Source organism: Streptomyces sp. NPDC002588, assembly GCF_040295925.1.
GTDB lineage: Bacteria > Actinomycetota > Actinomycetes > Streptomycetales > Streptomycetaceae > Streptomyces.
Window position 1 is genome coordinate 73502 of record NZ_JBEOWF010000023.1, and the last position, 21175, is coordinate 94676.

General features: G+C 71.3%; 22 protein-coding genes. 12 read left to right on the forward strand and 10 right to left on the reverse strand.

Going from position 1 to position 21175, the window contains the following annotated elements; genetic code table 11:
* Positions 1–88: 88 nt before the first annotated feature.
* Entirely contained in the window at positions 89–901 is an 813-nt protein-coding gene (locus tag ABT057_RS25910) for a class I SAM-dependent methyltransferase (RefSeq protein ID WP_352345969.1), read from the forward strand.
* Positions 902–982: 81 nt separating this feature from the next.
* Here ABT057_RS25910 and rfbC read toward each other — a convergent pair whose 3' ends face one another.
* Complete coding sequence (gene rfbC / locus ABT057_RS25915; protein ID WP_352345970.1) at positions 983–1591, reverse strand: dTDP-4-dehydrorhamnose 3,5-epimerase; 609 nt, start codon at positions 1589–1591, stop codon at positions 983–985.
* Positions 1592–1595: 4 nt separating this feature from the next.
* The gene (locus ABT057_RS25920) at positions 1596–3617 is read right to left on the reverse strand and encodes a glycosyltransferase family 2 protein (protein ID WP_352345971.1); all 2022 of its coding nucleotides are present in this window, start codon (positions 3615–3617) and stop codon (positions 1596–1598) included.
* 186 nt (positions 3618–3803) lie between these two features.
* Here ABT057_RS25920 and ABT057_RS25925 point away from each other — a divergent pair, with 186 nt between their 5' ends.
* Both ABT057_RS25925 and ABT057_RS25930 read left to right on the forward strand, forming a co-directional pair.
* Complete coding sequence (locus tag ABT057_RS25925) at positions 3804–4208, forward strand: VOC family protein (protein WP_352345972.1); 405 nt, start codon at positions 3804–3806, stop codon at positions 4206–4208.
* Between the two features lie 17 nt (positions 4209–4225).
* Positions 4226–5296, forward strand: a complete 1071-nt coding sequence (locus ABT057_RS25930) for an adenosine deaminase (protein ID WP_352345973.1) — start codon at positions 4226–4228, stop codon at positions 5294–5296.
* Here the strand turns inward: ABT057_RS25930 and ABT057_RS25935 are convergent.
* Positions 5278–5793: a mycothiol transferase gene (locus ABT057_RS25935; RefSeq protein WP_352345974.1), complete on the reverse strand. Its 516-nt coding sequence runs from the start codon at positions 5791–5793 to the stop codon at positions 5278–5280. The genes ABT057_RS25930 and ABT057_RS25935 overlap by 19 nt on opposite strands.
* A 25-nt stretch (positions 5794–5818) precedes the next feature.
* Positions 5819–6703 carry a LysR family transcriptional regulator gene (locus tag ABT057_RS25940; protein WP_352345975.1) on the reverse strand — a complete coding sequence of 295 codons (885 nt, stop codon included), beginning with the start codon at positions 6701–6703 and terminating at the stop codon, positions 5819–5821.
* Between the two features lie 111 nt (positions 6704–6814).
* Here ABT057_RS25940 and mgrA point away from each other — a divergent pair, with 111 nt between their 5' ends.
* The 5 genes from mgrA to ABT057_RS25965 all read left to right on the forward strand — a co-directional run bounded on the left by mgrA (position 6815) and on the right by ABT057_RS25965 (position 12489).
* A complete protein-coding gene (gene mgrA, locus ABT057_RS25945) occupies positions 6815–7807 on the forward strand; it encodes an L-glyceraldehyde 3-phosphate reductase (RefSeq protein ID WP_352345976.1) in 993 nt (330 codons plus the stop codon).
* Positions 7808–8153: 346 nt separating this feature from the next.
* Positions 8154–8564 carry a hypothetical protein gene (locus ABT057_RS25950; protein ID WP_352345977.1) on the forward strand — a complete coding sequence of 137 codons (411 nt, stop codon included), beginning with the start codon at positions 8154–8156 and terminating at the stop codon, positions 8562–8564.
* Between the two features lie 37 nt (positions 8565–8601).
* The gene (locus ABT057_RS25955) at positions 8602–10941 is read left to right on the forward strand and encodes an ABC transporter ATP-binding protein/permease (RefSeq protein WP_352345978.1); all 2340 of its coding nucleotides are present in this window, start codon (positions 8602–8604) and stop codon (positions 10939–10941) included.
* 10 nt (positions 10942–10951) lie between these two features.
* Positions 10952–11515 (forward strand): hypothetical protein, encoded by a 564-nt coding sequence (locus ABT057_RS25960; RefSeq protein WP_502973966.1) that lies wholly within the window; start codon positions 10952–10954, stop codon positions 11513–11515.
* Positions 11515–12489 (forward strand): serine/threonine-protein kinase, encoded by a 975-nt coding sequence (locus tag ABT057_RS25965; protein ID WP_352345979.1) that lies wholly within the window; start codon positions 11515–11517, stop codon positions 12487–12489. Before ABT057_RS25960 ends, ABT057_RS25965 begins: the two co-directional genes overlap by 1 nt.
* On the opposite strand, the gene ABT057_RS25970 is transcribed toward ABT057_RS25965, so the two are convergent.
* Entirely contained in the window at positions 12480–13769 is a 1290-nt protein-coding gene (locus ABT057_RS25970; RefSeq protein WP_352345980.1) for a streptophobe family protein, read from the reverse strand. The two genes, ABT057_RS25965 and ABT057_RS25970, sit on opposite strands and share 10 nt — an antisense overlap.
* A gap of 193 nt (positions 13770–13962) precedes the next feature.
* Between ABT057_RS25970 and ABT057_RS25975 the strand changes: the two genes are divergently transcribed.
* Both ABT057_RS25975 and ABT057_RS25980 read left to right on the forward strand, forming a co-directional pair.
* Complete coding sequence (locus ABT057_RS25975; protein WP_352345981.1) at positions 13963–15273, forward strand: DUF6777 domain-containing protein; 1311 nt, start codon at positions 13963–13965, stop codon at positions 15271–15273.
* Positions 15274–15391: 118 nt separating this feature from the next.
* Positions 15392–15844 carry an ATP-binding protein gene (locus ABT057_RS25980; RefSeq protein ID WP_352345982.1) on the forward strand — a complete coding sequence of 151 codons (453 nt, stop codon included), beginning with the start codon at positions 15392–15394 and terminating at the stop codon, positions 15842–15844.
* A 25-nt stretch (positions 15845–15869) separates the two neighbouring features.
* On the opposite strand, the gene ABT057_RS25985 is transcribed toward ABT057_RS25980, so the two are convergent.
* Complete coding sequence (locus tag ABT057_RS25985) at positions 15870–16757, reverse strand: RNA polymerase sigma factor SigF (RefSeq protein WP_352345983.1); 888 nt, start codon at positions 16755–16757, stop codon at positions 15870–15872.
* Positions 16758–16976: 219 nt separating this feature from the next.
* Between ABT057_RS25985 and ABT057_RS25990 the strand changes: the two genes are divergently transcribed.
* Positions 16977–17369 (forward strand): helix-turn-helix domain-containing protein, encoded by a 393-nt coding sequence (locus tag ABT057_RS25990; protein WP_352345984.1) that lies wholly within the window; start codon positions 16977–16979, stop codon positions 17367–17369.
* Positions 17370–17381: 12 nt separating this feature from the next.
* Here ABT057_RS25990 and ABT057_RS25995 read toward each other — a convergent pair whose 3' ends face one another.
* On the reverse strand, positions 17382–17978 hold the full coding sequence (locus ABT057_RS25995; RefSeq protein ID WP_352345985.1) for a ClpP family protease: 597 nt from the start codon (positions 17976–17978) through the stop codon (positions 17382–17384).
* Position 17979: 1 nt separating this feature from the next.
* Positions 17980–18618, reverse strand: a complete 639-nt coding sequence (locus ABT057_RS26000) for an ATP-dependent Clp protease proteolytic subunit (RefSeq protein ID WP_352345986.1) — start codon at positions 18616–18618, stop codon at positions 17980–17982.
* A gap of 197 nt (positions 18619–18815) precedes the next feature.
* On the opposite strand from ABT057_RS26000, the gene ABT057_RS26005 reads away from it, so the two are divergent.
* Entirely contained in the window at positions 18816–19298 is a 483-nt protein-coding gene (locus ABT057_RS26005) for a VOC family protein (protein WP_352345987.1), read from the forward strand.
* A 10-nt stretch (positions 19299–19308) separates the two neighbouring features.
* Here ABT057_RS26005 and ABT057_RS26010 read toward each other — a convergent pair whose 3' ends face one another.
* Positions 19309–20199 (reverse strand): aminoglycoside phosphotransferase family protein, encoded by an 891-nt coding sequence (locus ABT057_RS26010; RefSeq protein WP_352345988.1) that lies wholly within the window; start codon positions 20197–20199, stop codon positions 19309–19311.
* Positions 20200–20242: 43 nt separating this feature from the next.
* Positions 20243–21121: a geranyl diphosphate 2-C-methyltransferase gene (locus ABT057_RS26015; RefSeq protein WP_352345989.1), complete on the reverse strand. Its 879-nt coding sequence runs from the start codon at positions 21119–21121 to the stop codon at positions 20243–20245.
* Positions 21122–21175 lie beyond the last annotated feature (54 nt).

Consider the following 21175-nt stretch of genomic DNA (forward strand, 5'->3'; position numbering starts at 1 on the left):
AGGATCCGACTTCATCACTACGATGATGTTTTGTATCTCATGTGAGTTGGATGTGGCCATTAGGCCTTAGGAGAGGTGAGGTCCCGCGATGTCGATTCGAGCGACCGTGAAGTCCGCATTGGGTGAGAAGAACGTGCGGCTTCTGCGTCGACTGAAGAAGCGTCTGCTCAGCAAACGGCCCGAGCCGGTCAAGCCGACCGGGCTCGAGGCGATCTCCGACGATCTCAACAAGCTCGCCCTGCACTTCAAGACGGACAAGTGGGGCGCGCATCGCTACACCCAGCACTACCAGCGCCACTTCGCGCACCTGAAGAACCAGTCGTTCAACCTGCTGGAGATCGGCATCGGCGGTTACAACCGGGCCGGGCAGGGCGGAGCCTCGCTGCGCATGTGGAAGCAGTTCTTCCCGAAGGCGCAGATCTTCGGAATGGACATCCAGGACAAGTCGTTTGTCGACGAGGAGCGGATCACGACGTTCATCGGGGACCAGTCCGACCCGTCGTCCCTGAACGCCGTCGCCGACAAGATCGGCGAACTCGACATCATCATCGACGACGGCAGCCACCGCAGTCCGCATGTGCTCACGACGTTCGCCACGCTCTTCCCCCGGCTCAAGGACGGCGGCATCTACGTCGTCGAGGACACGCAGTCGTCGTACTGGCCCGAATGGCTCGGCAGCGAGGACCGCGACGCCCCGCACACGAGTATGGCGATGCTCAAGCGGCTGACGGACGGGCTGAATTACGAGGAGTTCGTGGATGAGAACTACCAGCCGAGCTACACGGATCTGAATGTCGTGGCGGTGCACTTCTACCACAACCTGGTGTTTATCGAAAAGGGCAGGAATGCGGAGGGCACGAACAAGCGGAGCGCGCTGAAGCAGCGTTACGCCAAGTCCTGACCCGTTCCCGGCGCATTCCCGGCCAACGGACGGTCGAGCCCGAGCGGTTGCTCGGGCTCGACCCGTTCCCGGCCCGATCCGTCAGTCGCCGGCCGCCGCGCCCCGCAGCCGCGCGTAGTAGGCCTGGCACTCCTCGTACGTGGGCAGCAGCCCCGACTCGCGCGCCTCGGCGAGGGTCGGCGCCTCGGCGTCCTTCTCCGAGAGCACCGGCTCGAGGCCCTCGGGCCACTCGATGCCCAGCTCGGGGTCGAGCGGGTTGATGCCGTGCTCCCGGCCCGGCGCGTACCCGGTCGAGCACAGGTACACCACGGTCGCGTCGTCGGTCAGCGCCATGAAGGCGTGCCCGAGGCCCTCCGCGAGGAAGATCGCGTGGTGGCTGGTGTCGTCCAGCCGCACGGCCTCCCAGCGGCCGAAGGTCGGCGAGCCGACGCGGATGTCCACCACGACGTCCAGCACGGCGCCGCGCACGCACTTGACGTACTTGGCCTGCCCGGGCGGCACATCGGCGAAGTGCACGCCGCGCAGCACGCCCCGGCGCGAGACCGAACAGTTGGCCTGCGCCAGGTCGAGGTCGTAGCCCAGGGCCTCGCGGAACGCCTCGCCCTTGAACCACTCGTGGAAGCTGCCCCGGTCGTCGGGGAAGACCTTCGGCTCCTGGACCCAGGCGCCTTCGATGCTCAGCGGTCGCACGGTCTTACTTGCCCTTCTGTCGTGCCGCGGTCGCGGCCTTGCCCTTGACCATCCTCACCAGTACCCGCCGCACGGGCAACGGGATCCTGCGGGCGAGCCGGCGGGCGGCGCTCGGCGGGGCCTTCGGGGCCGCCTTCGGCTTGGCGGCGACCTTCGGGGCGGGCTTGGCCACCTTCAGGCCCTCCGGGGTGCTGCGCACCACGAGCGGCAGCGTGAAGAACTTAGGCTCGTCGGCGTCCGCGACCAGGCACACGGCGAGGCGCCACGCCCCGTCCGTCACCGAACGGACGGGCAGCGCGGCGTCCAGCACCGCGCCGCCGCCGGCGGCGGGCGACAGGGTGGCCTGCACCTGGAGCACCTCGGCGGCGGGCTTCGGCCCGGTCAGCCGCACGAGCGCCTTCGTCTCGGCGGGGACGTGCAGCGGCAGGGTCGCGCCGAGACGGTCGCCGGAGACGGCGACGTCCTCCGGCTTGAGCTTGTCGAAGCCGAGCCGCTTGCTCGCGAGGTCGACGTCCATCGCGAAGTTGTTCTTGACCGTCCAGTACGGCAGCACCCGGCGGCCGCCGGCCACGCCCGGGTACGGCATGGCCGGGAACGGGTCCTGCGACACCGGGAACAGCCGGTACTCGCGGGTCCAGCCGCCCAGCGTCAGCCGGATGAACGCGTCCCACAGCCCCGCCGGCAGCGCGGAGCCGCTCGCCGCGGTCGCCGGGTCGATGGTCGCGGTGGCCTTCAGGACCAGCCGCACCCGGTCCTCTTCGTCCTCGGCGGGCAGGGACACACGGGTGAACTCGACCGGCTGGAAGAACTGGGCGTGCGTCTCGCGCTCGCGCACCACGAGGTCCACCGAGGAGGAGGGGAAGCGGGACGCGGTGACCTGCTCCAGCCAGTCGATCGCGTCCGCCGCCGACTCGGGCGCGCCCTGGAGCGCGGTGCCCTCGGCGTCGGCCGGGAAGGTCTTCGGGGTGCCGTTCGCCGTGTACTCGGCGCTGAACGCGACCTTCAGGGCATCGCCGTCCCAGGCCACGCTCTCCAGAGCGGTGGAGGGGGCGATCGCGGCCTCCCACTCGGCGAGGGTCAGCAGGTCCTCGTAGCGGCCGGCCGCCGCGAGTTCGGCGACGACGCGCTGGGCGGGGGCGAGCAGGGCGAACACCGAGGGCCCCATCCGCTCGGCGATCACCTTGTGGATCTCGTCGAAGAGTTCCTTGCGGTAGTCGTCCGGCAGGTTGAGGAAGCGTCGGCTGCGCAGCCGCTCCGCCATCTCGTTGGTCAGCCAGCGGCGGAACATCCGGTCGCGCTTGGGGCCGGGCTCGGTGTAGCGCTCGACGACGTCCAGGGCCTCGCGGAGGTTGGCGAAGTAGCCGACCGGGTCGAAGCGCTGGAAGCCGGCGTTCGAGGCGTCGTCCCGCTTGAGGTGGTAGTAGCAGACGTAGTCGCTGAGCACGGAGATGTTGGACGCGCGCAGATACGCCTCGGCGACGAAGACGTGGTCCTCCAGCCGCCGCCGGCCTTCGGGGAAGCGCAGCCCGATGCGGTCCAGGAAGGACCGGCGCAGCATCTTGTGCGGGGTGAGGCTGTCCATCAGCGGGGCGTTCTCGACGGTGGCCCGGGGGTGGTTGCGGCGGAACAGCTCCACCGGCACGGGGCGGCCCTTGCCGGCCATCTTGCCGATGATGAGGTCGGCCTCGTTGGCGACGCCGTACTCGTACATCCGCTCGAGGGCCTCTTCGCCCAGGAAGTCGTCGTTGTCGACGAACATCACGAACTCGCCGCGGGAGGCCTCGATGCCCACGTTGCGCGGCTTGCCGGACCAGCCGGAGCCCTCCTGGTGGATGACCCGCATGTTCGGGTGCTCGGCGGCCAGCGCGTCCAGCCGGGCCGGCGTCTCGTCGGTCGAACCGTCGTCGACGAACACCGCCTCGTACTCGTCGGAGGGCAGCGACTGCCGGAGCAGCGAGTTGATGCAGTCCTCGATGTAAGGACCCGGGTTGTACACAGGGACAACCACGCTGACTTTGACCGGCATCCGGCTCCCATCCCCCTACTTTTCGCTTTTTGCATGTTCGTGAAGCATTCGCGCACTCGAATGGTGCGCGTCGCCGAATAGTAACCGCGTACGAGGTCTGCCCGCCGGTCGGGCCCCCGGGCGACTGGCACCTGTGACGTTTTACGTATAACCTCTCCCGTCAACCATCCATCGGAAGGTCGCACCATGCGCCGCATCGCCCTGGTCACCCTCGTCGTCGACGACCACGACGAGGCGATCCGCTTCTACACCGACGCGCTCGGCTTCCGGCTCGCCGAGGACGAGCCCCGTCCCGACGGTTCCCGCTGGGTCGTGGTGACGCCCGGTGAGGGCCAAGACGGCACCGGACTGCTCCTCGCCCGCGCCAAGGACGACGCCCAGCGCGCCCGGGTCGGCGACCAGACCGGCGGCCGGGTCGGCTTCTTCCTGCACACCGACGACTTCGCCCGCGACCACGCGCGGATGCGCGCCGCCGGTGTGACCTTCCTGGAGGAGCCCCGCCATGAGCCGTACGGCTCGGTCGCCGTCTTCCAGGACCTGTACGGAAACCGCTGGGACCTGCTCCAGCCCGCCACCACCGACCGACCTTGAGAAAGAGCACGACGCACATGACCGCGCCCAGCATCGACACCGACACCCTCCGCCGGCTCCCCAAGGCCGTGCTGCACGACCACCTCGACGGCGGCCTGCGCCCCGCCACCGTCGTCGAACTCGCCGAGGCGGTCGGCCACACCCTGCCCACCACCGACCCCGGCGAACTGGCCGCCTGGTACGTCGAGGCCGCGAACTCGGGTGACCTGGTGCGCTACATAGCCACCTTCGAGCACACCCTCGCCGTGCTGCAGACCCGCGAGGGCCTGCTGCGCACCGCCGAGGAGTACGTCCTCGACCTGGCCGCCGACGGCGTCGTCTACGGCGAGGTGCGGTACGCCCCCGAGCTCATGCTTCAGGGAGAGCTGACCCTGGCCGAGGTCGTCGAGACCGTGCAGGAGGGCCTCGCCGCCGGCATGGCGAAGGCCGCGGCGGCGGGTACGCCCGTCCGGGTGGGCACCCTGCTGTGCGGGATGCGCATGTTCGACCGCACCCGGGCCACCGCGGACCTCGCGGTCGCCTTCCGGGACGCGGGCGTGGTCGGCTTCGACATCGCCGGCGCCGAGGACGGCTTCCCGCCCGCCGACCACCTGGACGCCTTCGAGCACCTGCGCCGCGAGAACGTCCCCTTCACCATCCACGCCGGTGAGGCGCACGGCCTGCCCAGCATCCACCAGGCCCTCCAGGTGTGCGGCGCCCAGCGCGTCGGGCACGGGGTGCGGATCACCGACGACATCGTCGACGGCAAGCTCGGCCGGCTCGCCGGGTGGATGCGGGACCGCCGGGTCGCGCTGGAGATGTGCCCGACCTCCAACCTGCAGACCGGTGCGGCGACCTCCATCGCCGAGCATCCGATCACCGCGCTGAAGGACCTCGGCTTCCGGGTCACCCTCAACACCGACAACCGCCTGGTGTCGGGTACGACCATGACCCGCGAGATGGAACTCCTCGTGACGGAGGCGGGCTGGGGCGTCGAGGACCTGCGCACGGTCACGGTCAACGCGCTGAAGAGCGCGTTCATCCCGTTCGACGAGCGCAGGGCCCTCATCGAGGACGTCGTGCTGCCGGGCTACCCGGCCGCGCTCTGAAGCAGCCCGCGGGCGTAGGCGGCCTGTCCGACGTGCTGCAGATCGTCGGACAGGACGCTGACCAGCCTTACGCCCAGGGTGACCGGCGGATCCCAGCGCACGTCCACGACGCGCTCCAGGTCCGCCGCGGTCAGCGAGCGCAGCGCCTTCAGACTGCGCTCGTGGACGGCGTCGTGGTAGCCGGTCAGCAGGCCGGCGTCGTCGACGCGCACCTTCGCCACCTGTGCCGGGCGGTGCCCGTAGCCGGTGTCATGGGGCGGCAGATCCAGGCCGAACCGTTTCTCCCAGTCCTGGGACAGCCACACCTGGTCGAGATCGAAGGCGTCCGACAGATGGTCGTCCTGCACCCTCGTGAGATGCCAGACGAGCCAGGCGACCGAGTTGGTCTCGGCGGTGGGGCGGGCGTTCAGCAGGTCGGGGGGCAGACCCTCGACCGCGGAGTGGACCTCTTCCTGGATGCGGTTGTACCCGTCGATGAGGATGTCCTTCGCATGCATACGTCCACCATCGCGCAGCCCGCGCTCAGGCGCTCCCTGTTTCCAGCAGGTCCATGAGCGCCCGGGCGGCGGGGCTGATGGCCTCGGCGGGCGGCAGCAGGGCGACCGTCTCGTAGACGACCGCGCCGGTGTCCTTCAGCGGCAGCGCGGTGAGCGCCTCGCGCTTGTGCCGGAAGTGGCGGGGCACGACCGCGACACCGAGGTTCTCGCCCACCAGGTCCAGCAGGCTGTGCACGTCGTTGACCTCCAGTGCGACCGTGCGCCGGGCGTCCGCCGCGGCGAAGGCGGCGTCGGTGGCGCGGCGCGGGCCCCAGTCGGGATGGAAGTCGACGAACACCTCGCCGGCGACGTCCCGCGGCGTCACCGGGGCGCCCGCCGCTGCCAGCCGGTGTCCGGGATGGCACAGCACGTACATCGGCTCGATGGCCAGCGGCACACAGCGCAGCTGCTCCGTGTCGGCCTGGGTGCGGTAGGCGAAGGCCAGGTCGAGACGGCCGGCCGCGACCTCCTCGCCGAGGGCGCCCGAGCCGGTCTGCCTGAGGCGGATCTCCACGTCCGGATGGCGGCGCCGGAACGCGGCGAGCAGCCTCGCCACGTCCACCCCGGCGATGCACTGCTCGGTGCCCACCGAGAGCGTCCCGCGCACCACGCCCTGCACGGCGGCCACCGCCTCGTGCGCCGCCCGCACCTGTGCCAGGATCCGTTCCGCCTCGGCCAGCAGCGCCCGCCCCGCCTCGGTCAGCGTCACCCGCCGGGTCGTCCGCACGAACAGCGGGGCGCGCAGCTCCCGCTCCAGCGACCGGATCGAGGCCGACAGACCCGACTGGGACACCATCAGGCGCTCGGCGGCCCGGGTGAAGTGCTGGTCCTCGGCGACCGCGACGAAGTGCTGGAGGTGGCGCAGTTCCATGATTGAGAAGCCTAGTCGCTCAATTTCATCGGATTCTTCTGTTGGACCGCTGTACCGCGATCGGGGAACAGTGGTCCTGGAAGATCCTGTGCCAACCCTGATGGAGTCGCGTTGTACACCGCACACCCCGACCGTTACGCGGACATGCCCTACCGGCGCTCCGGACGCAGCGGGCTGAAGCTCCCCGCGCTGTCGCTGGGCCTGTGGCACAACTTCGGTCCGGACCGCCCGGTCGACACCCAGCGAGCGATCCTGCGCCGTGCCTTCGACCTCGGCATCACCCACTTCGACCTGGCCAACAACTACGGCCCGCCGCCCGGCGCCGCCGAGTCCGCGCTCGGCGGGTTCCTGAAGTCGGACTTCGCGCGCTACCGCGACGAGCTGGTCATCTCCACCAAGGCCGGCTACCTGATGTGGCCCGGCCCGTACGGCGAATGGGGCTCGCGCAAGTACGTGCTCTCCTCGCTCGACCAGAGCCTCACCCGGATGGGCCTGGACCACGTCGACATCTTCTACTCGCACCGCCCCGATCCGGAGACTCCGCTCGAGGAGACGATGGGAGCGCTGCACTCCGCGGTCCAGCAGGGCAAGGCGCTGTACGTCGGCGTCTCCAACTACTCGGCCGAGCAGACCCGGGAGGCCGCCCGCATCCTCGGTGAGCTCGGCACCCCGCTCCTCATCCACCAGCCGCGCTACTCGATGCTCGACCGCCGCCCGGAGAGCGGTGGGCTGCTGGACGCGCTGGACGAGCTCCAGGTCGGCTCGATCGTCTTCTCCCCGCTGGAGCAGGGCCTGCTCACCTCCCGCTACCTCGACGGCATCCCGGAGGACTCCCGGGCGGCCGGCGACAGCCCGTTCCTGAACTCCGACGCGCTGACCGAGGAGCTGGTGGGCAAGCTGCGCGCCCTGGCGGAGATCGCCGCCTCCCGCGGTCAGACCCTGGCCCAGCTCGCGCTGGCCTGGGTGCTGCGCGGCGGCCGGGTCACCTCCGCGCTGGTCGGCGCGAGCAGCGCCCGGCAGATCGAGGACAGCGTCGGCGCCCTCGCCAACCTGGAATTCGAGGACGGGGAGCTGGCCCGCATCGACGCGGTGATCAACGGCTGAGCCGCTGACTCCCCTTGCGGTGGCCTTGTTCCTTCGGGTCCCCGCAAGGGGAGGAGCCCCTCGTCGGCCACGGCATCGTTTTGGCCACTCGCGCCGAATCCGCGGCGTCACCGTCCGATTACCAGGAGAAACGGCTCGCAGGCGAGCGGAGGGGCGGGATCCGCAGGTGCATTCCGGCCAGGAACGGTCCGGGAGCAGGGGTGAATATGCCAAGAGACTGGCCGGAAAGTCATGGTGACAGTGTTTTAGAAGTGAACATACTCGAACGTCAGGGGCAGTTCGCCTCACAGGAGCCGCACGGAAAGCGAGGCAGGGCCGGCATACGAGCATCCGGGGGAGTGGAGACATGCACGACGAATTCCTGTGCCATGTCACGGCGTACGGAGTCTGCGGCGGCCGTCGCATCGGCGTGCCGCTCGGCACGTACCGCGCGCCGACGCTGGCGCTCGCGCTGTGGTGGTTACGGGACCGTGCCCTGTGGATGGCGGAGCGGCTCGACCCGCGGCCCGACAGCGGGAGTTTCCCGCCCGGCGCCGTCGTACCGGTGGCCGACACCGTGCCCGACGTGCCCCTCCTGCTGCGGGCCTGGTGCGCCGACGTCGACCAGCAGGAGCTGGTGGCCGACGAGTTGGCGGGCGGACGGCTCGTGCGGATCGCGGTCAGTGACGACACCACCGAGTACGAGCTGCTCGCCGAGTCCGTGGACGCGCTGCGCATGCAGCGGACCGGGCCGGCGCTGGTCATGCCGGTCGGCTGAGCGGGCACACGTCAGTACGAATCGATAGAATTCCGGCATGGTGGAGCGCCCCGTCGCCTCGACTGCGCCCGAACTCGTCCTGGAGACGGAGTCGGGTTCCACGGCGATCCTCCCGGGCCACGCCTACCACGTCGGCCGGGACCCGCTCAGCGACATCGTGATCGACGACGCCCGGGTCTCCTGGCACCACGCCGTGCTGCGGCCCGACGGCGACCACTGGACCCTCACCGACGAACAGAGCACCAACGGCACCTGGGCCGACGGCCGCCGCGTAGCGGAGCTGGGCGTCGGCCCCGGCAGCGTGATCCGCTTCGGCAGCCTCTCCGACGGGCCGTACGCCGTCCTGGCGAGCCCGCCCCCGCCCGACCCGGAACGCCCCTCGGCGGTCTCGATGCCCGCGCTGACCGGCACCTTCCGGGAACCCACCAGCGTGCGCCCGCTGCCCGCGCGTACCGTGCGCATCGGCCGCTCCGGGGACAACGACCTGGTCATCGACGACCTGATCGTCTCGCGCCGGCACGCCGAACTGCGCGCCCTGCCCGACGGGACGTACGAGATCGCCGACCTCGGCAGCCACAACGGCACCTATCTCAACGGCTTTCCCGTCACCGCCGCCCCGATCGGCCCAGGGGACATCGTCGGCATCGGCCACTCGGCGTTCTGCCTGGTCGGCGACGAGCTCCAGGAGTACGTCGACACCGGCGAGGTCTCCCTCGACGTCCAGGACCTCACGGTCGCCGTGGACCACGGCCGCAAGGTCCTCCTCGACCACGTGTCGTTCCCGGTGGGGGAGAAGTGCCTGCTCGCGGTCGTCGGCCCGAGCGGCGCCGGGAAGTCCACACTCCTGGGCGCCCTGACCGGGCAGCGCCCCGCCGACCACGGCACGGTCGTCTACGACGGCCGCGACCTCTACCGCGACTACGCCGAACTGCGCCAGCGCATCGGACTGGTCCCGCAGGACGACATCCTGCACGCCCAGCTCACCGTGCGCGCCGCCCTCGCCTACGCCGCCGAGCTGCGCTTCCCGCAGGACACCGCCCGCGCCGAGCGCCGGGAACGGGTCGGGGAGGTCATCCGCGAACTCGGCCTCGAGCAGCGCGCCGACCAGCACGTGCACAGCCTCTCCGGCGGTCAGCGCAAGCGGGTCAGCGTGGCCCTGGAGCTGCTGACCAAGCCGTCGCTGCTCTTCCTGGACGAGCCGACCTCCGGCCTCGACCCCGGCATGGACCGCTCGGTGATGCACATGCTGCGCGGCCTCGCCGACGACGGCCGCACGGTCGTCGTCGTCACCCACAGCGTCCTCAGCCTCGATGTCTGCGACCGGCTGCTCGTCCTGGCCCCCGGCGGCCGGATCGCCTACTACGGGCCGCCCGAGGACGCCCTCGCCTTCTTCGGTTTCGACCACTGGCCCGAGGCCTTCGAGGCCTTCGACCGGGACCAGGACCGCGACTGGGCCGGGGACTTCGCCGACTCGCCGTTCCACCGGCAGTACGTGGTGAACTCCAGCGCCCAGCCGCGTCTGCCCCGCGAGGGCCCGGTGATCATGCTTCCGCCGCCCCGGCCCCGCAGCTGGAGCGCCCAGCTCTCCACCCTGGTCCGCCGCTACGCGGCCGCGCTGAGCGCCGACCGCACCTTCCTGATCATCATGATCGCACTGCCGTTCGTGATGGGCGCCATGGCCCGCGCCCTGGCCGGCGGCGAACTCACCCGGGACACCGCGATGAACGCGCTGCTGATCCTGTGCGTCGGCGGCGTCCTCACCGGCGCGGCCAACGCCGTACGCGAACTCGTCAAGGAACGCGTGATCTACCAGCGGGAGCGGGCCGTGGGCCTGTCCAGATCGGCGTATCTGATGTCCAAGGTCGCCGTCCTCGGCACCGTGACCGTCGTCCAGGCGGTCGTCCTCACCCTCGTCGCCCTGCTCGGCGTCGACCTGAACGCACCCGGTGGCGAGGGCGTGTTGATGCCGCCCCTGGTCGAAATCACCGTCGCCGTGGCCCTGCTGGCGTTCACGGCGATGATGCTCGGCCTGCTGATCTCCGCTCTGGTGCGCAAGGAGGAGGTCACGATGCCACTCCTCGTGCTCCTGGCCATCGTCCAAGTGGTGTTCTGCGGAGCCTTGTTGACGCTGGACGGGGTCCCCGGCCTGCAGCAGCTGTCCTGGCTGGTGCCCTCGCGGTGGGCGCTCGGCGCCATGGCCGGCACCATCGGACTGTCCCGGATCGTGCCCGGCGACCTCACCGGCGATCCGCTCTTCGAGCACTCGGCGGCCGTGTGGTTGCTCGACGTCGGGATGCTGGTCGTGCTCTCGGCGGTCCTCGGGTACGCCGTCCTGCGGCTGCTGCGCCGGCACGAGCCCGCCGTGATGCGGAAGTAGGGGCGACCCCATGCCGACACCGACGATTCCGACGGCCCCCGGTTTCCGGCCCACGCATGTCGTCCCCCAGGCGGGCATGCCCGCCTGGGAGGCCCCCGACCCGGCCCGCCCCACCGTGCCCCTCGACCCGCTGCTGCCGGTCCGGCTCCTGGAGCGGCGCGGCGACTGGGGGCACGTGCAGTGCGCCAACGGCTGGGAGGCGTGGGTGGACGGCCGCCACCTCGTCGCCGTACCGCAGGAGCCGCCGGCCGCGGACGGCCCGCCCACGACCGCCGAGGACCCGCGGCCCCTGCTCGCCCGGGCAGAGGAGGCCCTCGCGCGCTACCGGGCGGCGGTGGAGGACCTGGCCGGCGGCGGCCTCGACGGCGAGTCCTTCCGCCGCCGCACCCGGGGACTGCGGATCGGGGTGGTCGTCGACGGCGAGTCCGTGTGGCTGTACGACCCCGCGCAGGGCCGCTGGGTCTACGGCGACGGCACCCGCGGGAGCACCTACGCGACGGACGCCGGGCCCGACGCCGGCGGGGACCTCGGGCACGCCCCCACGCAGGTCGTGAGCTCCGACGGAGGGCCCTGATGGGATCCGGTGGCTTCGCCGGCCGGGTCTCCGAACTGGTCGGCGAGCAGATCGCGGGCTACCGCATCGAAAGGGAGATCGGCCGCGGCGGCATGGCCGTCGTCTTCCGCGCCCGCGACCTGCGCCTGGACCGCACGGTCGCGCTCAAGCTGCTCGCTCCGGAACTCTCCCGCAACGACACCTTCCGGGGCCGCTTCGCCCACGAGTCCCGGGTGGCCGCCGCCATCGACCACCCGCACATCGTGCCGGTCTTCGAGGCCGGGGAGACCGACGGGGTGCTCTACATCGCCATGCGGTACGTCGAGGGCAGCGATCTGCGCCACCTCCTCGACCGGCAGGGCCCGCTGCCGCTCCCCACGGCCGTCCGCATCGCCGCGCAGGTCGCCTCCGCGCTGGACGCCGCCCACGAGCACGGTCTCGTCCACCGGGACGTGAAGCCCGGAAACATCCTGATCGCCCGGGGCACCGACAGCGACCACCCGGAGCACGTCTACCTCACCGACTTCGGACTCACCAAGAAGTCGCTCTCGCTGACCGGGTTCACCACGGTCGGCCAGTTCGTCGGCACCCTCGACTACGTCGCCCCCGAGCAGATCTCCGGCCGCCCCGTCGACGGCCGTTGCGACGTCTACGGCTTCGCGTGCGTCGTCTACGAGACCCTCGCCGGGCACCCGCCGTTCCGCCGGGACGAGGACATGGCCCTGCTGTGGGCCCACCAGCAGGACGCCCCGCCGCCCCTCACCGAGGCGCGCCCCGACCTGTCCCCGCAGGTGGACGCCGTGTTCGCCCGCGCCCTTGCCAAGAACCCCGACGACCGCCACGACACCTGCCTCGCCTTCGTCGCGGCCCTGCGCGCGGCGGGCCGCGGCACCGGGCGCCCCGCCCGTCCGCCGACGGAGGTGGTGGGCGGCACGACCACCCCCCGACAGCCCCCGGCCTGGGCCCGGCCGGTCTTCGGCGGCCCTCAGCGCTGACCCGCGGACGGGGCCGTGACCGCACGCGCCTCGCCCCGCCGGTGCACCGGACGCGCCAGCAGCGCTCCCATAAAGCCGGTGACCAGCCCCCACAGCGCGGCGAGACCCAGCGCGGACCACACAGCGGGACGCAGGAACAGATCACCGGACAGTCCGGCGAGGTCGTTGATGCCGAGAACCGACAGGCCGTAGTGGGCGGAGACACGGCCGACCAGGCAGACCGCCAGCACGGTGACGACCAGCGCGACCGCCATGTGCACGGCATGCTGCCAGGCCCGCATCCGGGCCGGGGAACGGGCCGCCAGCACGAACGCCGCGGCCAGCACCAGCACCGCGTCCACGACGACCAGCCACCACACCCGGCCGTCGTACCCGGCCAGGCTGCCCAGGTTCAGCGCGGCGGTGTCCTTGCCGCGCAGCACCTCGTCCAGCACATGCGGCATGGGCAGCCCGAACGGACCCTCCACCCGGCCGTTCCAGGTGGCGCCGAGACCGACGGTGAACACCAGCCACATCAGATTCGGCAGGCCCAGCAGGATCACCGCCAGCGTCTCGCGGGCGTGCCCCCTCGTCGCCGCCACGACCAGCGCGACCACCAGCCCCAGGGCGACCCAGGTGAGCAGCAGCCCGACCATCGCGTAAGCGGCGGGACGGACCGACTCCTGGAAGCGCAGCAGCCGGGGAGGCAGCGGGGCCCCGCGGGACACCAGCAGCGCCAGGACCAGCACACCGGCCAGCCACAGCAACCCGACCACCAGGGTGAGCGGCACATCGGTGGTGAAGCCGACCTCCGGCCGGACGCCGAACAGATCGCCCAGGTCGCTCAGCGTGTCATTGCCGAGGTCGACGGCGAAGTTCTGGCGGGCGGCCAACGCCAGGCCCAGCAGACACAGCAGCCACACCACGGCCACCCGGGCCGCCCAGCCGGCCAACTCCCGGGCACCGGCCACCGCCCGGTGCCGCAGCGGCCGCAGGAAGCCCGCGGCGGTGACGAGCGCCCCGACGAGGGTGACGGACAGCGGGATCACCGTCAGACCGGCCTCCGTGTCCGCGAGCCCGCCCGCGTCACCGGAGAGCTCGACGGTGCCCCCGACGGCCGTGACGACGGTCGCCGCGACCACCCGGGGGAAGGCGTCCCGGGGCAGATCCGTGGCTCCCGCCGCCCACAGCCCGAGCGCGGCCACGACCACCATGACGGCCGGCCCGGCCGGCGCCACGGCGATCGCCGCGCCCCAGCCGTGACGGCGGACAGCCTGGTCGGAGGGGGTGCGCTGGCTCACCCTGCCACGCTAAGCAGCACCCGCACCGGCCGCCTGTCGAGAGGGGCCGTCCGCGTCCGGCTTGCGAGCGCCCCCCGACCGGAGCACACAATGAGTCCGTTGTGGAAGAAAGCGGCGTAGATATGAATATTTCTGGTCAAAAGTTACTGGACCTCGGATGTGGCGCCGCGGGAACCCCACGTCGGGAGAGCTTGTGAGCGTCGACCCCCCGTCCTCCGGCCGCCCCACCGGACCCCCCTCCGGCCCCCTGTCGGGACCCTCGCAACCACCCTCGGGCCCGCCCTCAGAACCACCGCCCGGCGACTCCTCGGGCGGTTCCTCCGGCGGTGGCACCGTCCCGGGCGGCACCCCCGGCCGCGAGCCGGAGCCCGGCCGGCCGTGGTGGAGGTCCGCACCCCGCTTGGCCCTTCTCATCACCGCCGTGGTGGTCGCAGTGGCCCTCGCGCTCCTGCTCACCCTGCCCGGCGGCGGCGGCTCGGGCGGCACGGCCGCCGCCGAAGGCAAGATCTTCACCCAGGCCGCGGCGAAGACCGGCCCGGACCCCTTCACCGAGTCCACCGCCACCGACAGCTCCCTCGCCCCGGCCGCCCCGACGCCGACCGGGGGCACGACCGAGTCCGCGGGCACCACCCTGCGCCGCGTCGACGGCGGGGCCGCGGGGGTGTACGGAGGCACCCGCAACGTCGCCAGCTGCGACGTGGAGAAACAGATCGGGGCACTCCAGGCGGCCCCCGCCAAGAACCGGGCCTTCGCCTCGGTCGCCGGGGTGGAGCCCGCCCGGGTTCCCGCCTACCTGCGCTCCCTCACCCCGGTCCAGCTCCGCATGGACACCTGGGTCACCAACCACGGCTACCGGGACGGCGCCGTCACCACGTACCAGGCCGTCCTGCAGGCCGGTACGGCCGTCCTCGTCGACCGGCACGGCATGCCCCGGGTGCGCTGCGCCTGCGGCAACCCGCTGACCAAGCCCGTACCGCAGCGCACCGCGCCGGAGCGCACGGGCGACACCTGGCCGTCGTACAACCCCGCGAACGTCGTCGTGGTCGCCCCCGCGGCGAAGGTGGTCAAGGAATTCGTCCTCTACGACCCGAGCCACCGCCACCACTGGTTCGCCCGGCAGCCCGGCGACACCGGGGGCCACAAGGACCGGCCCGCCAAGCCGCCGAAGAAGCCCAGGCCCGACGTGACCGTGACGTCTCCGTCCCCGCCGACCGGCTCGTCCAGCTCCACCGGCCCGTCCAGCCCGTCCAGCCCGTCGAGTCCCTCCACCCCGGACTCGCCCAGCACGTCGACGCCGTCCGACTCCGGGCAGACCTCGCAGCCCGAGACCGCCACCCCGTCCTCCTCCGGCACGCCGGAGAGCTCCGCCGGGGAATCCTCCGTCGAGGAGTCCTCCGGCTCCGTGGCCCCACCGCAGCCCGGAACGCCGGGATCGGCTCTGCTCAGCTCCGCCGGAAATCCTTCTTCCGCCCCCGGGGCCCCGGTCGGCTCACGTATCCTGTGAGGCACCCCATGCCCTCCGCGCGCGCGGGATGCACCGGACGGGGACTGCGCGGCGCGGCACGGGGTACGAGCACAGGTGCAGAAGCGTCCGGCCAGTCCGGCTTCCCAGAGAGAACCGCATGATCGAGCACCTGGACGGGGCAGTGATACCGACTGGTTTCGACGTACCCGTGGAACCGCTGAGGCGGGCGGCGCACTACACCGGTGAACCCGGATGCATCGCCGAGGCCCGCAGCTTCGCCGCGCACTTCGTCGACCAGCTCAGGACCGAGTGGTGCGCGCGCATCGACGAGCGCACGGGCGGCGAGGTCATGCTCGTCGTCAGCGAACTGGTCACCAACGCGGACCGGCACAGCAACGGCCCGTACATACTCGAGCTGGAGGGCACGGACTCCGCCGTCACGGTGTGCGTCTACGACAGCAGCGACGCGCTGCCCCTGCGGTTCCCGAAGGACCCCGAGCGCATCGGCCACCACGGGCTGGAGATCGTGCACGCGGTGGCGGCGGAGGTCACCGCCGAGCGGGTGCCGGTCGGCAAGCGGGTGCGCGCCCGGCTGGCGCTCGGCGAGTGACCCCCGCCGCTTCGTTCCGCTCCGCTCAGGCGCAGCCCAGCTCGCCCAGCATCCCCTCGCGCAGTCGGCTGATGATCCGCTTGATCAGACGGGACACATGCATCTGCGAGCAGCCGAGCCGCTCACCGATCTCCGCCTGGGTGGCCTCCTCCACGAACCGCAGATGCAGGATCTCCCGGTCGCGTTCGCTGAGTTCGGCCATGAGCGGGGCGAGCGACTGGAAGTCCTCCACGAGCCGCAGCCCGTCCTCCTCGACGCCGATGAAGTCCGCGAGGACCGCCTCGCCGTGCTCCGGGCCGTCGCCGGTGAGCGCGGCGTCGAGCGAGCTCGAGTTGTAGCCGTTGGCCGCGATCTGCGCCTCGACGACCTCCTTCTCCGGGAGGTTCATCAGCGTGGCCAGCTCGGCCACGGTCGGCTCCCGGTCCAGCCGGCTGGCGAGCTCGTCGCGCGCCTTCGCCAGCTCCACCCGCAGCTCCTGCAGCCGCCGCGGCACGTGCACCGCCCAGGTGGTGTCCCGGAAGAAACGCTTGATCTCGCCGACGATGTACGGCAGCGCGAACGACGTGAACTCCACCTCGCGCGAGATCTCGAACCGGTCGATGGCCTTGATCAGGCCGATCATGCCGGTCTGGACGATGTCCTCCATGTCGTCCCCGCGGCCCCGGAAGCGGCCGGCCGCGAACCGTACGAGGGACATGTTCATCTCGATGAGCGTGTTGCGGGCGTACTGATAGTCGTGCGTGCCCTCTTCGAGTTCGGTCAGCCGTTGGAAGAACTGGCGGGACAGCTCCCGTGCGTCGCGCGGAGCAATGCTCCGCGGGTCTGCGACTCCCGGCAACGATGCTCCACCCGTGCTGGTCCCGGCGGTGTCCTCGACGGCCTGTGCCTCCGACCCACTCACGGCGGTGTGCATTACCTCTCCCCACGAAAGTCACGGTTCGACATGTTCTGTTCTCGTTCCGTGAGCGGGGAGCCCATGGGCCGACCCGCTCACGGGGGCGGGTACCCGGACTTCGGCGAGCCATGCGTTCCGGATACGGAGAGTGGCGCAAACCCGTCGGAGTGGCAGGCGTCCGCCCAGGGCGGAACGCCGGCCCCTTCCCGTGGCGCCCCCGCCTCCTAGGCTGGAGCGGTGAGCAACCGAGCGCCCAACACAGCCCGAGTGATCCCACTGCGCCCGCCCGCCGCCCGCCCGGCCCCCGAGCGGGAAGCGGCACCCAGGGAACCCCTCTGGCGCGACCTGGTCGGAGACGTCCTGCGCCGTGAGCGCCAGGCGCAGGAGCGCACCCTGAAGGACGTGGCCGACGAAGCACGCATCTCCATGCCGTATCTGTCGGAGGTGGAGCGAGGCCGTAAGGAGGCCTCCTCGGAGGTCCTCGCGGCCGCCGCCCACGCCCTCGGCCTCAGCCTCGGCGACCTGCTCACCCGGGCCCACGGCGAGCTCGTACGGGTCACCGCGGTGCGGAGCCGTCCCAGCCGTACGACGTCCACCTCGTCGCACGACGGTCTCTGCCTGGCCGCCTGACGACCGCCGGACTCAGACCAGGCGCCGGCCCAGCACCTCGTCCGCCAGCCCGTACGCCACCGCCTCCCGCGCGGTGAACACCTTGTCGCGGTCCATGTCCGCGCGCAGGGTCACGGGGTCGTGGTGGGTGTGCCGGGCGAGCACCTCCTCGACCTGCGCGCGGATACGGACCATTTCCTTCGCCTGCAGCGTCAGGTCCGAGACCGTGCCCTGGCGGCCGCCGCTGGCCGGCTGGCCGAGCAGCACACGCGCGTGCTCCAGCACGAACCGGCGGCCCGGATCCCCGCCCGCCAGCAGCACGGCCGCCGTGGAGGCCGCCTGTCCGACGCAGAACGTCGAGATCGGCGCCTGCACGAACGTCATCGTGTCGTAGATCGCCATGAGCGAGGTGAACGAGCCGCCGGGGGAGTTGAGATAGATCGAGATCTCGCTCTCCGGGGCCGCCGACTCCAGATGCAGGAGCTGCGCGATCACGACGTTGGCCACCCCGTCGTCGATCTCGGTGCCGAGGAAGATGATCCGCTCCGACAGCAGCCGGCTGAACACGTCGTAGGACCGCTCGCCCTGCGGGGTGCGCTCGACGACGTTCGGAATCGTGTAGCTCCCCATGTCACAGCCCCATCCGTCGCCTGGAGGCGGCCGGGCGGACGTCCGCGAGGGACTCCACGACCCGGTCCACCATGCCGTACTCCAGGGCCTCCTCGGCCGTGAACCAGCGGTCGCGGTCGCCGTCCCGGGAGATGGTCTCCGGCGTCTGGCCGGTGTGCTCGGCGGTGATCCGCTCGATGGTCCGCTTGGTGAACTCGTGGTTCTCCGCCTGGATCTCGATGTCCGCCGTGGTGCCGCCGATCCCGGCCGACGGCTGGTGCATCATCACCCGGGCGTTCGGCAGCGCGAACCGCTTGCCGGGCGCGCCCACACTGAGCAGGAACTGACCCATGCTGGCCGCGAATCCCATGGCGAGCGTCGAGACGTCGTTCGGGATCAGCCGCATCGTGTCGTAGATGGCCAGCCCCGCGTGCACCGAACCGCCCGGACTGTTGATGTACAGGGCGATGTCGGTACGCGGGTCCTCCGCCGAGAGGACCAGCAGCTGCGCGCAGACCCGGTTCGCCGAGACCTCGTCCACCTGGGTGCCGAGGAGCACGATGCGCTGGGCCAGCAGCTGTGCCGCGAGATGGTCGTCGAACCGGGTGGGCGGGGTGTCGCCCTCCTCGGCCCGGGGAGCGAGCGGGGTGAGTGGAGTCATCGGTTCTCCTCGCGGATCGCGGAAATGCCGTCGACTCCACTCTTGACCTCGGACGACGCCCGCAGGCGGTTTCTCTGCCCGGGGCAGATTCGCCACGGGCAGAGCGCCCGGACGGAGCAATGCGCGGCCCGACCGATGAGTTCCGGGGCGAACGACGGTCGACACTGGTGACCGCGTTCCACGCCCAGGAGGTACACATGACCACCGACGGATTCACCACGTGTCTCTGGTTCGACGGCCAGGCCGAGGAAGCCGCGCACCACTACGTGTCGATCTTCAAGAACTCCAGCGTCGGCGACGTCAGCCGGTACACCGAGGCCGGCCCGGGCCCCGAGGGGACCGTGCTCACCGTGGAGTTCACGGCGAACGGCCAGAAGTTCGTCGCACTCAACGGCGGCCCGGAGTTCAGGTTCAACGAGGCGATCTCCTTCCAGATCCACTGCGCCGACCAGGAAGAGGTCGACTACTACTGGAGCAAGCTCCTCGACGGCGGCGGCGAGCCCGGCCCCTGCGGCTGGCTCAAGGACAAGTACGGCGTGTCCTGGCAGGTCGTCCCCACCACGCTCATGAAGCTGGTCACCTCCTCCGAGCAGGAGAAGGCCGCCCGCGCCATGAAGGCCATGCTCGAGATGGGCAAGCTCGACATCGCCGCCCTGCAGAAGGCCTACGACGGCGAGTAGACGGCAGGCCCTAACGGGTTTCGGCCAGGATCTCCTTGATCACATGCCGGGAGTTCTCCGCCAGCGCCGGGTTGGTGTCCCAGTAGTACGGCAGCTGGATCAGCGAGATCGACAGCGCCCAGCCCCGCCCGCGTGCCCACTCGTCGTCGTCCGCGCCGACCGCCTCCCGGAACGTGCCGCGGGCCGACGCCGGCAGCAGGTTCCACGCCACGATCAGGTCGACGGCCGGATCGCCCACGCCCACACTGCCGAAGTCGATCACTGCGGCCAGCCCGCCGTCCGCGACCAGCACGTTCCCGGGAGAGAGGTCGCCGTGCGCCCACACCGGCGGCGCCGTCCGTCCCGGCACCCGCAGCGCCTCCTCCCACAGGGCGGTGACCGCGTCGGTGTCGATCCGTCCCGCCAGCCGAGCGATGGCGTCGCGGGTGAACGTGTCCCGCTCGACCAGCGGCACCCCCCGGGGGCACGGCGGCCCGCCCGGCACGTCGACCGCGCGCAGCCCCGCCACGAACGCCCCCAGGTCCGCGGCCAGTCGCTCCGGCCGCTCGACGGCTCCGGCGACCGGATTACGGCCGTCGAGCCAGCGGTAGACGGACCACGCCCACGGAAAGCCCGCGCCCGGCGCGCCGAGTTCCAGCGGCACCGGCGCCGGCACGCGCAGACTCGGGCCGAGCCGGGCCAGCCACCGCTGTTCGTGCGCCACGCTCTCCACCGCCCCGGGATGACGGGGCAGCCGCACCACCTTGTCGGTGCCCAGCCGGAACATGGCGTTCTCGGTCCCGGAGGACACCAGCCGCTCCACCGGCAGCCCCGCCCAGCGCGGGAACTGCGCGGCGACGAGCCGGCTCACCAGCGGGGCGTCGACGTCCAGTTCGTCCGGGCGCATCTTCCGGGCACACATGCGACCCATTGCAGACGATCGACCGCCCCGCCGTCCAACGAATTCAGACCCGGTCGGCCGCGATCAGCAGATACTGGAAACTGCCGTTCCTGTAGGCGGTCAGGAAGGTGTCCTCGATGCCCGTGACCAGGTGGTCGGCCTCCCTGCGCAGCTCCCAGTAGGGGATGGCCGTCGCGGTGAGGTCCTCGACGTGGAACGGCACGAGCCGGTTGCGGGCCATCGCCCGGAAGTAGGCCGAGCGCGGGTGGATGTCGCAGATGTAGTGGGCGTTGATGAGCGACACCTCCCGAGAGGCCTGCCCGTAGGTGTCGTTGTAGCAGCCGGTGATGACGACGTACCGGCCGCCGCGGCGCAGCAGCCGGGCGTGCTCGGCGAACAACAGGTCCAACTCGACGTACATCGTCGACTCGTTGTTCCACGACGCCGTGTACGCGCCCGTCTCCAGACCGGTGTCGAGCATGTTGCGGTGGTGGTAGCGCACCTTGTCGTCGATGCCCCGCCTGCGCGCCTGCTCGCCCGCGAACTCGGCCTGCTTGGCGGAGATGGTCACACCGTCCGCATGGCAGCCGTAGCGCAGATGGGCCGTGACGCTGCCGCCGCCGCGCCCGCAGCCGGCGTCGAAGACCCGGTCGGACGGGGTGAGCGGGCCGAGGCGGGCGGCGAGCAGTTCGGCCTGTGCGTGCTCCAGCCGGTGCAGTTCGGCGGTGATCCGCTCCTTGCGCAGGCCGCGATCGGGTTCGTCCAGGACGGACCAGTCGGCGTCACCGACACCGTAGTGATGGTGGTAGAGGTCGTCGATCCGGCCGAGTTCGAGGTTGACCGGGTTCGCCTCGGCGTTCCAGTAGTCCGCGACACGGTTCTGGTAGGTCGACTGGGTCGGCAGCGACACGGTCGCGGTGAAGGCGTCGGGGGTCAGGGTCAACGGTGGCTCCTCGTGGTGCGGTACGTGCGAGACGTGCGAGACGTGACGTGCTGT

Coding starts and splice junctions, on each gene's coding strand:
- ABT057_RS25925 (WP_352345972.1), top strand. CDS start 3,804: ATGCGCCGCATCGCCCTGGTCACCCTCGTCGTCGACGACCACGACGAG.
- ABT057_RS25960 (WP_502973966.1), top strand. CDS start 10,952: ATGCCGACACCGACGATTCCGACGGCCCCCGGTTTCCGGCCCACGCAT.
- ABT057_RS26010 (WP_352345988.1), bottom strand. CDS start 20,199: ATGTGTGCCCGGAAGATGCGCCCGGACGAACTGGACGTCGACGCCCCG.
- ABT057_RS25955 (WP_352345978.1), top strand. CDS start 8,602: ATGGTGGAGCGCCCCGTCGCCTCGACTGCGCCCGAACTCGTCCTGGAG.
- ABT057_RS26000 (WP_352345986.1), bottom strand. CDS start 18,618: ATGACTCCACTCACCCCGCTCGCTCCCCGGGCCGAGGAGGGCGACACC.
- ABT057_RS25910 (WP_352345969.1), top strand. CDS start 89: ATGTCGATTCGAGCGACCGTGAAGTCCGCATTGGGTGAGAAGAACGTG.
- ABT057_RS25965 (WP_352345979.1), top strand. CDS start 11,515: ATGGGATCCGGTGGCTTCGCCGGCCGGGTCTCCGAACTGGTCGGCGAG.
- ABT057_RS25985 (WP_352345983.1), bottom strand. CDS start 16,757: ATGCACACCGCCGTGAGTGGGTCGGAGGCACAGGCCGTCGAGGACACC.
- ABT057_RS25935 (WP_352345974.1), bottom strand. CDS start 5,793: ATGCATGCGAAGGACATCCTCATCGACGGGTACAACCGCATCCAGGAA.
- ABT057_RS25940 (WP_352345975.1), bottom strand. CDS start 6,703: ATGGAACTGCGCCACCTCCAGCACTTCGTCGCGGTCGCCGAGGACCAG.
- ABT057_RS25980 (WP_352345982.1), top strand. CDS start 15,392: ATGATCGAGCACCTGGACGGGGCAGTGATACCGACTGGTTTCGACGTA.
- ABT057_RS26005 (WP_352345987.1), top strand. CDS start 18,816: ATGACCACCGACGGATTCACCACGTGTCTCTGGTTCGACGGCCAGGCC.
- ABT057_RS25930 (WP_352345973.1), top strand. CDS start 4,226: ATGACCGCGCCCAGCATCGACACCGACACCCTCCGCCGGCTCCCCAAG.
- ABT057_RS25920 (WP_352345971.1), bottom strand. CDS start 3,617: ATGCCGGTCAAAGTCAGCGTGGTTGTCCCTGTGTACAACCCGGGTCCT.
- ABT057_RS25950 (WP_352345977.1), top strand. CDS start 8,154: ATGCACGACGAATTCCTGTGCCATGTCACGGCGTACGGAGTCTGCGGC.
- ABT057_RS25995 (WP_352345985.1), bottom strand. CDS start 17,978: ATGGGGAGCTACACGATTCCGAACGTCGTCGAGCGCACCCCGCAGGGC.